The sequence below is a fragment of the Mammaliicoccus sp. N-M50 genome (assembly GCF_022386995.1).
GTDB classification, from domain to species: domain Bacteria; phylum Bacillota; class Bacilli; order Staphylococcales; family Staphylococcaceae; genus Mammaliicoccus; species Mammaliicoccus sciuri_A.
The window spans coordinates 23140-36195 of the sequence record NZ_JAJNJA010000004.1; the positions used below are offsets into that span (position 1 = coordinate 23140).

The 13056-nt window shown below is 34.6% G+C and carries 15 protein-coding genes, 1 pseudogene and 1 riboswitch; of the genes and pseudogenes, 1 reads left to right on the forward strand and 15 read right to left on the reverse strand.

Features of this window, described 5'->3' with window-relative positions:
- Positions 1-31: 31 nt before the first annotated feature.
- A riboswitch (TPP riboswitch) is annotated at positions 32-130 on the reverse strand.
- A 125-nt stretch (positions 131-255) separates the two neighbouring features.
- Both LQ622_RS15155 and LQ622_RS07405 read right to left on the reverse strand, forming a co-directional pair.
- Positions 256-528, reverse strand: a pseudogene (locus tag LQ622_RS15155) (aggregation-promoting factor C-terminal-like domain-containing protein); the annotation flags it as partial.
- A 939-nt stretch (positions 529-1467) separates the two neighbouring features.
- Positions 1468-2037, reverse strand: coding sequence for a single-stranded DNA-binding protein (locus LQ622_RS07405; protein ID WP_037589776.1), 570 nt, complete (start codon positions 2035-2037; stop codon positions 1468-1470).
- 180 nt (positions 2038-2217) lie between these two features.
- Between LQ622_RS07405 and LQ622_RS07410 the strand changes: the two genes are divergently transcribed.
- A complete protein-coding gene (locus LQ622_RS07410; RefSeq protein WP_025904490.1) occupies positions 2218-2655 on the forward strand; it encodes a YwpF-like family protein in 438 nt (145 codons plus the stop codon).
- 940 nt (positions 2656-3595) lie between these two features.
- Here LQ622_RS07410 and fabZ read toward each other — a convergent pair.
- From fabZ to LQ622_RS07475, 13 genes are all read right to left on the reverse strand, one after another.
- The gene (fabZ, locus tag LQ622_RS07415; protein WP_025904489.1) at positions 3596-4033 is read right to left on the reverse strand and encodes a 3-hydroxyacyl-ACP dehydratase FabZ; all 438 of its coding nucleotides are present in this window, start codon (positions 4031-4033) and stop codon (positions 3596-3598) included.
- Positions 4033-4317 carry a DNA-directed RNA polymerase subunit beta gene (locus LQ622_RS07420; protein ID WP_025904488.1) on the reverse strand — a complete coding sequence of 95 codons (285 nt, stop codon included), beginning with the start codon at positions 4315-4317 and terminating at the stop codon, positions 4033-4035. Before LQ622_RS07420 ends, fabZ begins: the two co-directional genes overlap by 1 nt.
- A 1-nt stretch (position 4318) precedes the next feature.
- A complete protein-coding gene (gene murA, locus LQ622_RS07425; RefSeq protein WP_025904487.1) occupies positions 4319-5614 on the reverse strand; it encodes a UDP-N-acetylglucosamine 1-carboxyvinyltransferase in 1296 nt (431 codons plus the stop codon).
- Between the two features lie 150 nt (positions 5615-5764).
- Complete coding sequence (locus LQ622_RS07430) at positions 5765-5995, reverse strand: DUF1146 family protein (protein ID WP_025904486.1); 231 nt, start codon at positions 5993-5995, stop codon at positions 5765-5767.
- A 195-nt stretch (positions 5996-6190) separates the two neighbouring features.
- Positions 6191-6595: a F0F1 ATP synthase subunit epsilon gene (locus LQ622_RS07435; RefSeq protein WP_025904485.1), complete on the reverse strand. Its 405-nt coding sequence runs from the start codon at positions 6593-6595 to the stop codon at positions 6191-6193.
- 22 nt (positions 6596-6617) lie between these two features.
- Positions 6618-8033 (reverse strand): F0F1 ATP synthase subunit beta, encoded by a 1416-nt coding sequence (gene atpD, locus LQ622_RS07440; RefSeq protein ID WP_048540911.1) that lies wholly within the window; start codon positions 8031-8033, stop codon positions 6618-6620.
- A gap of 18 nt (positions 8034-8051) precedes the next feature.
- A complete protein-coding gene (gene atpG / locus LQ622_RS07445; protein WP_025904483.1) occupies positions 8052-8921 on the reverse strand; it encodes an ATP synthase F1 subunit gamma in 870 nt (289 codons plus the stop codon).
- 31 nt (positions 8922-8952) lie between these two features.
- A complete protein-coding gene (gene atpA / locus LQ622_RS07450; protein WP_025904482.1) occupies positions 8953-10467 on the reverse strand; it encodes a F0F1 ATP synthase subunit alpha in 1515 nt (504 codons plus the stop codon).
- A gap of 18 nt (positions 10468-10485) precedes the next feature.
- Complete coding sequence (locus LQ622_RS07455; protein ID WP_025904481.1) at positions 10486-11025, reverse strand: F0F1 ATP synthase subunit delta; 540 nt, start codon at positions 11023-11025, stop codon at positions 10486-10488.
- A complete protein-coding gene (locus LQ622_RS07460) occupies positions 11025-11549 on the reverse strand; it encodes a F0F1 ATP synthase subunit B (RefSeq protein WP_048540915.1) in 525 nt (174 codons plus the stop codon). The genes LQ622_RS07455 and LQ622_RS07460 overlap by 1 nt, the downstream gene beginning before the upstream one ends.
- Before the next feature lie 99 nt (positions 11550-11648).
- The gene (atpE, locus tag LQ622_RS07465; RefSeq protein WP_016998905.1) at positions 11649-11867 is read right to left on the reverse strand and encodes a F0F1 ATP synthase subunit C; all 219 of its coding nucleotides are present in this window, start codon (positions 11865-11867) and stop codon (positions 11649-11651) included.
- Between the two features lie 52 nt (positions 11868-11919).
- Complete coding sequence (gene atpB, locus LQ622_RS07470) at positions 11920-12642, reverse strand: F0F1 ATP synthase subunit A (protein ID WP_049320104.1); 723 nt, start codon at positions 12640-12642, stop codon at positions 11920-11922.
- A gap of 30 nt (positions 12643-12672) precedes the next feature.
- The gene (locus LQ622_RS07475) at positions 12673-13023 is read right to left on the reverse strand and encodes an ATP synthase subunit I (RefSeq protein WP_025904478.1); all 351 of its coding nucleotides are present in this window, start codon (positions 13021-13023) and stop codon (positions 12673-12675) included.
- Positions 13024-13056 lie beyond the last annotated feature (33 nt).

Genomic DNA, 13056 nt, shown 5'->3' on the forward strand with positions numbered 1-13056 from the left:
CATAAGAAAGAGGTCAATTAATAGTTGTAAAAACGTTCATCGACCACTTTCCTACGTTGGCATTATCCAAATCAGGTGTTAAGGGACTGAATTAATTCATCTCAGCCAAATGGCGCCCCTAGCAGTCACTCATATATTCAGTTTATTTAAGATTATCAAATAGACGTATTGTGGTCAAATTAAAAAATCGCCTAGGATATTTCCTAGGCGATTGGATAAATTAATTTATAACCACTTTAGATTAAAGTGTATGGCTTACCACCATCCGTTAGCTTGACGGAAAGCAATAGCAGCTGATTCTGAACCGTAACGGCTTTTAGCGTAGTTTAACATACCTTTAGTTTGTGTAGCTACTGAACCAGTACCCCAAGATTCTTTAGTTTGACCAAGACCTTGGTAACCATTTGGACTTACTGCATTTGGATTACCGCTTGATTCTGGTAATACAATTGCATTCCACATAGCTTCTGAACCACCAGCAGCTAAGAATTGAGCTTTAGTAGATCCACCAGTGCTAGCTGTTGAAGTTTGAGTAGTTCTAACTTTTTGAGCTGGTGCTTGGTATGATTGTTGAGCTGGTGCTTTATATGTTTGTTGTGCTGGCGCTTGGTAAGATTGAACAGGCGCTTGGTAGCTTTGTTGTTGAGCTGGAGCTGCAACTTGTTCTTGAGTTTGTTGAACTGGCGCTTGTTGTGCTACAGGCGCTTTAGCTGGCTCAGCTGATTGAGCTGGAGCTTGTAATGATAAAGTTTGTCCAACAATGATTAGATCTGAAGATAAGTTGTTCCATGCTTTTAATTGAGATACAGTTACATCGTATTTAGCTGCGATTTTACCTAAAGTATCTCCTGCTACTACAGTGTATTCTGTAGTTGATTCTGAACTTTTCTCGTTAACCTTGATTACTTGGTTAGGGAAGATTAAGTTAGATTTTAAACCATTTTCTGCTTTAATAGCACTTACTGAAGTACCGTATTGTTGTGAAATACTACCTAAAGTATCACCAGATTTTACTGTATGTGTTGCTGCATCGGCTGTAGCTGTTACCCCTGTAGTAACTGCAACTGCCGCAGTTGAAACTGCTAATAATTTTTTCATGATTGAATGTTTCCTCCTGTAAGGTTTTCACTTTTTATATGATTTTTACTGTTTAAACTATACCACTTATTTTTATGTCATAGGTTACAGCTATATGAAAAAATTACAGCTAATATTACAGTTAGATTACGTTAATTTTCAGACAATATTCTGAATATTAATCATTAAAACACCTTAACAAAGGGATTTATAAAGATTGAACAAAATTAATTATCAGACAATTTGTCATATTCATGTAATTTTTTAAACAATTACTTGTAATTATGTATACTTGCTGCCCTACAGCAAGACAGCAAGTTTCGGAATTTAGAATCAAGAATATTTATTTTCGGAAGTATTTCTATAAACAGTTTTTATTGAAGTTTAATGCTACGAGGTTGTTACTTTTGATGCATCAGCATCAGGAGTTTGTTGTTCAGTTTCTTTAATAACGTCAACGACATTATGATATTCGCTATATAACTTTTCATCTAAGTTATTTTCACCATTTTCTTTAGCTAATGCTTCAGCTCGTAATTTTTCTTTTGCTACTTTAGATGAAAGGTCACTAGCATAACTTTCAGCACTTTCACTAATTAATTCACTCATTTCCTCTTTCGTTTGAGGGATCGTTGATTTACTTGATGCAGGCATATTTAAGAATTTAATCGTTTCACATATAATTTCTGTTATATAGTGTTTCTTATCATCTTTAACATATGCTCTTGATTGAATTTGCCCAGTTAATGCAACAAGCTGTCCCTTCTTAGTATATTCATGAATATTATGTGCAAGTTTACCGAATGCTTTACATACAATAAAATCAACAGCAATCGTGCCATCTTTAGTCTTATATCCGCGTTCAACAGCTAAACAAAATGTAGAAATGATAATTTCGCCTTTCTTATAATATGCAGGGTCCTTAGTTAAACGTCCAACTAATACAGATTTATTTAACATATTCTCACCTCCTTATACTTATAATATAATGAGTCAATTTTTTCAGTCAAAGTCCGATAAATCATAAAATAAACACTTATTCTTCACTTTATTTTATGATTATTGTTATTTCATGCAAAAGTGCTTTATAATAGATAACAAAGTTAAACATTCGTAGATTTAACGATAAGGGGGATGTTTATGAAAACATTTAAAGCCGTACGCTTTCAAATTGTAGATGATGAACAGATTACAGAGTATGAATTATTAGATGGTATCATTATAAATAAAGAAAATAGTGGTACAGGATGGCTATTAGAGATCTTAATTTCAGATATTCATTATGAACAAATGAAAGAATATCACGATAACCAAACCTTACTAGATACACGTGTCGTTATAACAAGACCTTCAAACGACCCAGCATTATTTGATGCAACCATCAAATACATAGAACAACTAGAAGATAAAATATCCGTCGTATTTGAATGTCATATCTATACATTACGACAAGTATATGCAGAACGATTATTAGAGCAACTCATAGATGAAGGCTTATCAGGAGATGAGCTTAAAACATCATTTAATAGATTGATGCAATCTAAACCAAAATTAAAAGACGAAAAAAGCAATATATAAAGAAAAATCTAGGACAGTTTGTGGTCCTAGATTTTTTGTTAGGTGTGTATTTGGGTGTGTAACTTCCATTATTTCGAATTCTGGTAATTAGAACGTTGTAACTTCCATTATTCTGAATTATGGTAATTAGAATCCGCTAACTTCCATTTTTCTGAATTCTGGTAATTAGAATGCGCTAACTTCCATTATTTCGAATTCTGGTAATTAGAACGCTGTAACTTCCATTATTCTGAATTCTGGTAGTTAGAATACTGTATCTTCCATTATTCTGAATTGTGGTAGTTAGAATCCTGTAACTACCATTATTTCGAATTGTGGTAGTTAGAGCTCGCTAACTTCCATTTTTCTGAATTCTGGTAGTTAGAATCCGCTAACTTCCATTATTTCGAATTCTGGTAATTAGAACGTTGTAACTACCACTATTCCGAATTCTGGTAATTAGAACGCTGTAACTACCACTATTCCGAATTCTGGTAATTAGAACTCTGTAACTACCACTATTCTGAATTCTGGTAATTAGAATCCTGTAACTACCATTATTTCGAATTGTGGTAGTTAGAGCTCGCTAACTTCCATTTTTCTGAATTCTGGTAGTTAGAATCCGCTAACTTCCATTATTTCGAATTCTGGTAATTAGAACGTTGTAACTACCACTATTCCGAATTCTGGTAATTAGAACGCTGTAACTACCACTATTCCGAATTCTGGTAATTAGAACTCTGTAACTACCACTATTCTGAATTCTGGTAGTTAGAATACTGTATCTTCCATTATTCTGAATAGTGGTAATCAGAATGCTGTAACTATCATTATTCTGAATTCTGGTAGTTAGGTGGGCGCTCTCTTAGAGACATTTCTCGGAATTCTGTCCCTAACAAAATCAAATCCCATTTATAAGCAGAAAAAAAGAGAAAACAGGCGACTGTTTTCTCTTTTCTATTTATTGATCTACAATAGCAAAGCTAATTTCACAACTACATGCAACTTCTCCATCTACTGTTGCTTTTGCTGTTCCTTTTCCTATTGGACCTTTTATTTTGTTTATTTCTACTTCAAGTCTTAGAGTGTCACCTGGTGTAACTTGTTTTTTGAATCGACATTTATCAATTCCTGCAAACATTGCTAGTTTACCTTGGTTTTCTTCTAAGCGTAACATTGCAACTGCACCTGTTTGTGCTAATGCTTCTACGATTAATACACCTGGCATTACTGCATAATCAGGAAAATGTCCTTGGAAAAATGGTTCGTTACCTGCTACTTGTTTAATACCTACACAACGTTTACCGTCTTCTAATTCTACTATTCTATCTAATAATAAAAATGGGTAACGGTGAGGTATAATTTTTTTAATTTCGTTAAAGTCATAAATAGTTTCCATTATGAGCTCCTTCCAGTTAAATCAAAGATGTGTTGCCAAGTTTCGGGATTAAACACCCCAAATGGATTATGAAGTATACCGTATCCAATCATAGTTCCAACAATAAATAATAAAATCATTAATACTAATAATATAAGTAATTTAATCCATAATGGAATGACACGATGCTCTACTTCCACTCCTTGAATTGTTTCTACTCTATTTCTTTGAAGTTTCTCTTTAATAGATTGATAAGTTGACTTTCTTTTTTTATCGTCAGATCTTGATGATTGTGTTTCAGCCATACTAAACCCTCGCTTTATCGTTTAACTTGCCATTATCATTGATGCGTTCAACATCTGCACCTAATGCTTTAAGTTTACCATGAAAATCAACATAACCTCTATCTAAATGTTTAAGTTCTGTAACGTTTGTATATCCGTCAGACACAAGTCCAGCAAGAATCAATGATGCACCAGCTCTTAAATCTGTAGCTTTTACATCTGCACCTTGTAATTTACTGTTACCTGTAATCATTGCACTTCTACCGTTGATGAAAATATCTGCATTCATACGTTTAAATTCTTCTACATGCATAAATCTGTTTTCAAATACTGTTTCAGTTACTTTACTAGTACCATTAGCTGTTAATAATAGAGCCATTATTTGAGATTGCATATCTGTAGGGAATCCAGGATGTGGCATTGTTTTAACATCAATAGCTTTAATTTCACCAGGTACTTGAATATTTAATCCATCTTCGATATCCGTAATTTGAACACCAGCTTCTTCTAATTTAGACACTAAGCTTGTCATATGTTCTCTTATTGCACCAATAACATTGACATTCCCTCTAGTAATCGCTGCTGCAATCATAAATGTACCAGCTTCAATTCTATCTGGAATAATAGCATGTTCTGCACCGTGTAATTGACTAACACCTGTGATTCTAATTGTATCTGTGCCAGCACCGTGTACTTGTGCACCCATTTCATTTAGATAGTTAGCTAAATCTACAATTTCTGGTTCTCTTGCTACGTTTTGAATTTCAGTTTTTCCTTCTGCAAGTACTGCTGCCATCATAATATTTTGAGTAGCACCTACACTAGGGAAATCTAAATAAATTTTAGCCCCTTTTAAGCCATTAGGCGTTGTTGCTTCAATAAATCCGTTATGTAGTTCGATTTCTGCACCTAAAGCTTCGAATCCTTTTAAATGTTGTTCAATCGGTCTTGAACCAATTGCACAACCACCAGGTAAAGCGACTCTAGCATGACCTTCTCTTGCTAATAAAGGACCCATAACTAAAATACTCGCTCTCATCTTACTTACGTATTCATATGGTGCTTCAATTTTTAATGTATTTGATGCATCTATTTTTACAGTGTTATGATCTGCATCATATTCTATATCTGCATTTAAATGCGTAAGTACTGTGTTAATTGTATCTACATCACTTAATTTAGGTACATTCGTTAATACACTTTGACCAACACTTGGTAAAAGTGTAGCTGTTAATATTGGTAATACTGCGTTTTTTGCCCCTTCGACTACAACTGTGCCATTAAGACTTGCTCCGCCTTTCACGACGATTTTATCCATATAATTATCCTCCAAAAAACTTCACTTTTATTTATTTTACAAATGTATATATTTATTTAATACACATTTTTCTTGATTCATAAACATCACCAAAATATTATACTACTTTTTTGTTCTTTTTTCATATATTTATGTAATTTTTTCTTATTATTAGAATAGCAATCTTAATTGTAGCGAATATTGGAGTATATCTAAAATAAAACGACTTACAGCCGTACCTAATATGATAGATAAGATGATAATAAATGTTTGAGCTTGCGCAACATGATTTTTCTTAAAAATTTGTTCTAATCTTACGCCTTGGAGTGCCCAGAATGCTAAACATACACAGATGACATGTAGTAAAAGTCCGATAATACCTAATTGACCATAATATTCCATATTAACAACTCCTTCTAAAAATATAAGGGAGCGGGACAGAAATCTAATTTAGATAAAAAGATTTCGTCGTCCCGCCCCGGCAAGGATGACTAGAGTTGAAAAAAGCTTGATACAAGCGCATTTTCAATTCAGACATCTACTGCCAAGATACTAAAAGAGTCTGAGACATTACGTTATGTCCCAGACTCTTGTATTTTATCTAAATTTAGCCACTTCAATTCGATTAATTGCACGATGAAGTGCACGTTCAGCACGTCTAAAGTCTACTTCATCACGATTCATTTTCAATCGTTCTTCAGCACGCTCTTTAGAATTAATCGCACGGTCTTTATCTATTTCATCGGCAGTTTCAGCCGCTTGAACTAGAACTGTAACTTTATTAGTTCTTACTTCAACAAATCCTTCGGAAACAGCTAAATACTCCGTACCACTTGCTTTGTTTACTTTAACGTATCCTGTTTTCAAAGCTGCAACAGTTGGAATATGTCCAGCCATTACACCCATTTCACCAGTTTCAGTATGTAAAACAACAAGTTCTACTTCTTTTGCTGAGTAAACAGATCCATTAGGAGTGACAACATCTAAGGTAAATGTATTCATTTTCCATTCCTCCTAATTATTATTAGACCTCTACACCCATGTTTTTAGCATTTTCAAGAACTGCTTCAATACCACCGACTAAACGGAAAGCATCTTCTGGGATATGGTCATATTGTCCTTCTAGAATAGCTTTGAAATCTTGTACAGTTTGACTAACTGGTACGTATGAACCTTTTTGACCAGTAAATTGTTCAGCTACATGGAAGTTTTGAGATAAGAAGAATTGAATACGACGAGCACGTTCAACTGTTTTCTTATCTTCATCAGATAATTCATCCATACCAAGTATGGCAATGATATCTTGTAACTCTCTATATTTTTGTAACGTTTGTTGTACACGACGCGCAACATCATAGTGTTCATCTCCAACAATTTCTGGAGTTAAAGCACGTGATGTTGAAGCTAATGGGTCAACGGCTGGATAAATACCCATTTCCGTTAATTTACGTTCCAAGTTAGTAGTAGCATCTAAGTGAGCGAAAGCTGTTGCTGGCGCTGGGTCAGTATAGTCATCGGCAGGTACGAATACTGCTTGGATAGATGTAACTGATCCTTTATTAGTTGATGTAATACGTTCTTGTAATTGTCCCATTTCAGTAGCAAGAGTTGGTTGGTAACCAACGGCAGATGGCATACGGCCTAATAATGCTGATACCTCTGAACCTGCTTGTGTAAAACGGAAGATGTTATCGATGAACAATAACACGTCTTGACCTTGCTCATCACGGAAGTATTCTGCCATTGTTAAACCAGATAGTGCAACTCTAGCACGCGCACCAGGTGGCTCGTTCATTTGACCGAATACCATCGCTGTTTTCTTAATAACACCTGAATCGCTCATTTCATAGTATAAGTCATTTCCTTCACGTGTACGTTCACCTACTCCTGCGAATACAGAAATACCACCATGTTCTTGAGCGATGTTATTAATTAACTCTTGAATAAGTACTGTTTTACCTACTCCGGCACCACCGAATAAACCGATTTTACCACCTTTGATATAAGGTGCTAATAAGTCTACTACTTTAATACCAGTTTCAAGAATTTCTACTTTTGTAGATAAATCTTCGAATTTAGGTGCTAAACGATGAATTGGATCGCGACGTACGCTATCATCAATTTCTTCACCTAAATCAATTTTTTCACCTAATACATTGAAAACACGACCTAATGTAGCATCACCAACTGGTACTGAAATAGGTCTACCTGTATCAGTAACTTCTTGTCCACGTTTAACACCATCAGTTGATGCCATTGCTATAGAACGTACAACATCATCACCAAGGTGTAATGCAACTTCTAATGCTAAGTCAAAGCTTGATCCGTCTGGACGTTCAACTTTAAGAGTTAAAGCATTATTAAGTTCTGGCAATTCACCATGTGGGAAGCGTACATCAATAACTGGCCCTGTAATTTGCGTTACTCGGCCTAATCCCATGTAAATTCCTCCTAATCATTATTCGAGTGCAGCTGCTCCGCCTACAATCTCAGTAATTTGTTGAGTAATTGCAGCTTGACGAGCTCTGTTATATTGTAATGATAATTCATCAATTAATTCTGAAGCGTTATCTGTTGCATTCTTCATAGCTGTCATTCTTGATGCATGTTCACTAGCTTTACCATCTAATAATGCACCATAAATTAAACTAATTGCGTATTGCGGTAAGATAACTTTTAAAATCGTTTCTTTATCTGGTTCAAATTCATAACCAGCCATCATACTAGAACCTTTTCCAGTATCTTCATCAGATAATGGTAAGATTTTTTTAGATTTAACTTGTTGTTCAAGCACACTCACGAAATGACTGTAGTAAATTGTTAACTCATCATAAAATTCTTCATTAAACAAGTCTACAGCTTTTTCAGTTAAAGCTTGTACATTTTTAAATGTTGGTTGGTCAGGTAAACCTACATACTCTTCAATGATGTTATATCCTCTAGCTTTGAAGAAGTCTCGGCCTACTCGTCCGACAACAATAATGCCGTATTCGTCACTATTGTTGTTATGTTTTTCTTTAATATCGTTAACGACATTTTTCAAAATGTTAGCACTATATGGTCCTGCAAGTCCTTTATCACAAGTAATAACTAAGTAACCAGAACGTTTTACAGGTCTTGTTTTAAGCATTGGATGATTAACATCTGTACTCTTAGAAGCAATAGCTGTTACAGCATCTTGAATCTTATCCATATATGGTTGAAATGCTTTCGTATTCTCTTCTGCTTTACGCAATTTAGAGTTTGAAACCATATTCATTGCTTTTGTAATTTGACTAGTCTTTTGAGTAGAAGTAATTCTACCTTTGATTTCTCTTAGTGAAGCCACAATTTCACCACCTTTTATTTAAAGCTTAATATTACTCTACATGAGATTTATTAAATACTTTTTTGAATGCATCGATTGCTGAAACAAATTTATCATCAGATGGTAATTGTTTTGTTTCACGAATTTCTTTAAATAGATCGCTTGCATTTGCATCAATCCAATTTAAGAATTCATCTTCGAATCGTGTAATATCTTCAACTGGAATATCATCTAAATGACCTTTAGTTAAAGCGTATAAAATAACAACTTGACGATCTACAGTCAATGGTTTGTTTTGATCTTGTTTAAGTACTTCTACTGTACGTTTACCACGTTCTAATTTAGCTTTCGTAGCTTGGTCTAAATCTGAACCAAATTGAGCGAATGATTCTAACTCACGGTATGATGCTAAATCTAGACGTAAAGTACCTGCTACTTTTTTCATCGCTTTAATTTGTGCTGAACCACCAACACGTGATACAGATAAACCAGCGTTAATCGCAGGTCTTACACCAGAGAAGAATAAGTCTGATTGTAAGAATATTTGTCCGTCAGTAATTGAGATAACGTTTGTTGGAACGTATGCTGAGATGTCCCCTGCTTGAGTTTCAACAAATGGTAAAGCAGTAATAGAACCGCCACCTAAGTCATCATTTAATTTAGCAGCACGTTCTAATAAACGACTGTGTAAGTAGAATACGTCACCTGGGTAAGCTTCACGACCTGGCGGACGACGAAGTAATAATGATAACTCACGGTAAGCTGCTGCTTGTTTTGTTAAATCATCATAAACGATTAATACATGTTTACCGTTAAACATGAATTCTTCAGCCATACTTACACCAGCATAAGGTGCAATGTATAATAATGGCGCTGGTTGAGCTGCTGACGCAGATACAACGATTGTATAATCTAAAGCACCATGTCTACGTAAAGTTTCTACCGCTGTACGAACTGTAGATTCTTTTTGACCAATTGCAACGTAGATACAAATCATATCTTCGTCTTTTTGGTTAAGAATTGTATCAATCGCAACTGTTGTTTTACCTGTTTGGCGGTCACCGATGATTAACTCACGTTGTCCACGTCCAATAGGTACTAATGCGTCAATCGCTTTAATACCAGTTTGTAATGGTTCATCAACTGATTTACGATCCATAACACCTGTTGCAGGTGATTCTACAGGACGAGTCTTAGATGTATTGATTGGACCTTGTCCATCCAATGGTTGACCTAATGGATTTACAACACGACCAATTAATTCTTCCCCTACAGGTACTTCCATAATACGACCAGTTCTTTTAACTTCGTCGCCTTCTTTAATACCTTCTGCAGGTCCTAAAATTACGATACCTACATTATTTTCTTCTAAGTTTTGTGCTAACCCTAAAACGCCAGTATGGAACTCTAATAGTTCGCCAGCCATAACGTCATTTAAGCCATGAGCTAATGCAATACCATCGCCGACTTGGATAACTGTACCAACATCGGTAACTGACATTTCTGACTCATAGTTTTCAATTTGAGAGCGTAATAAAGCACTGATTTCTTCAGCTTTAATGGCCATCTATGTCACTCCTTAATATTATTTCATTTGTTGAAATGATTTTGCTAATTGATTTAAGTCATTCTGAATGGAACCATCGTATACTTTTGTACCTATGGAAACACGAATACCACCAATTAAAGAATCATTAACTTGATTTTCTAAAATAAGTTTTTTCAAACCTGTTCTTTTAATAAATGCTTTACCAATTTCGTCTAATTCTTCATTAGATAAAGGATACACAGATTCAACTTTCATTAAATCTTGGCTATGTACCTGATTGTATATTTTGCTAAAATCTTTATGAATTTCTGGAATTAGTGACAATTTACTGTTATTAGCAAGTAGGTATAATGTGTTTAACAAAGGTTTAGAAGCACCTTTAAATACATTGTCAACAAATTGTTGTCTGTCGTTTTTTGCTAATTTAGGATTGTTATCAATTGCTTTTAAATCACTAATTTGTTCTTTAACACTTTCTGCTACTTGAGTAAGTTCATCTAAGACGCTGTCTGTTAAATCTTGTGCTTCAGCTACATCATATAAGGCTTGGGCATATTTCTGACTAATATTCGCCATTATTTATCCCCTGCCTCTTTAATGTATTTTTCAACAAGGTCTTTTTGATCTTGTTCAGAGATTTCTTTATTGATTACTTTAGAAGCAATTAATACAGAAAGTTCTGAAACTCTATTATTAATATCTGCAATAGCTCTTTGTTTCTCTTGTTGAATTTCTGCTTGAGCTGATTGTACTAAGCCATTTGCTTTAACATTTGCATCATTAATAATTTGCTCTTGTTGTACTTTAGCTTGATGTTTCGCATCATCAAGAATTGTTTGTACTTCTTCTTGAGTTTTTCTTAATAGATTTCTATTTTCTTCTTCTAATTTCTTAGCGTTTACTTTTGCTTCATGAGCATCATCAATATCTTTATTAATAGCGTTCTCACGCTCATCCATAATTGATTTTAATGGTCCCCAAGCAAACTTTTTTAATAAGGCAAGCAGGATAATAAATGTGATCAATGTAAATAAGACTGTTCCCCATTCGACACCGCCACCTGCTGCTCCTAAAACTAATACGTTTTGATCCACTGCCAACTACACTCCTTTCACTGCAATTAAAGATGAATAACATCTCATAAATGAATGGCGAAATCCTTTTTAGATAGACTCCGCCTGTTCTAAAAATATTTTAGCTTATCGATTCATTACCATGAATGCTACTACTACTGCAATGATAGGAAGGGCTTCAACTAAACCAACACCGATAAACATGATTGTCATTAATGGACCACGTGCTTCTGGTTGACGTGCAACACCTTCTACTGTTCTTGATACGATAAGACCGTTACCGATACCTGCTCCTAATGCTGCTAAACCAATCGCGATTGCTGCTGCTAATACACCTAAACTCATTATAATTTTCCTCCTAGAAATAAAAATATTAATTGTTTTTTTAAATTATATATTAATGATCGTCTGCCACTTTATGGGACATATAAACCATTGATAACATTACGAATATGTATGCCTGAATTGAACCAATAAATATTGAGAATCCTTGCCATACTATCGCTGGTAAAACTGCTCCGAACGCGCCTAAAACGCCTCCAGCTGCTAATGTTGCTAATAATCCAAGTAATACTTCACCTGCGAATATATTACCGTATAAACGTAGACCAAGCGTTAATGTTGAAGCAAATTCTTCAACAATTTTGAATGGCACCATAAATGCTACTGGTTGTACAAATGATTTCAAGTACGCGCCAGTACCACGCATTTTAACACCATAGTAATGTGTTAAAAGAACCATCAATGTTGCTAACGTTAATGTTACTGTTGGATCTGCTGTAGGTGATTTCCACCATAGTGTATGTCCTACAACAATTGAGAACGGTAATCCTAGCATATTTGATACAAATATGAAGAATATAAGTGTAACCGCCAAGAAGTGAAATCTTCCTCCGTCTTTCCATGCCATATTGCTTTGGATAATACCTTTTACAAAGTCAAATACCCATTCAATAAAGTTCTGTTTACCAGTAGGTCTAATTTTTAGATTCCTAGTACAGACAACAGCTACTACAAAGACGATAACTGCAGAAACTAACAACATTAACATACTTGAAAGATTGAAAACTAAATCAAATCCTCCCAAATTGATGGACCACATAGGTGATTCGTGTTCCATATCTTCACCTCTTTTCACAATTTTAATTATTTAATCGAGACTTTTCAGTGATTTAAACATAATTAATACATATGCTATCATCAAACCAAATAAAATCCCGATAATATCAACGATTAGTGGATATTTAAGCCAAAAACAGCAAGCAACGATTGTCACAAGATATCTGACCCAGTTTCCTGTTGATAATTGTAATGATTCAGCATTTTTAGCACGATTGAGGTAAACTTCCCATGAAAACAAGTTAACAGCTGATGCTATTGTTCCAATAATAAGTCCTAAAACGAACTCATGTTTCAAGAAGAAATACACTACAACTAGAATAATAATAAAGAAAATAAAATACTGTAAATAAGACTTAAAAAAGCCCTTTATATCAAACATTCAGCTGAAACTCCTTAGATAAGTGGCATATCT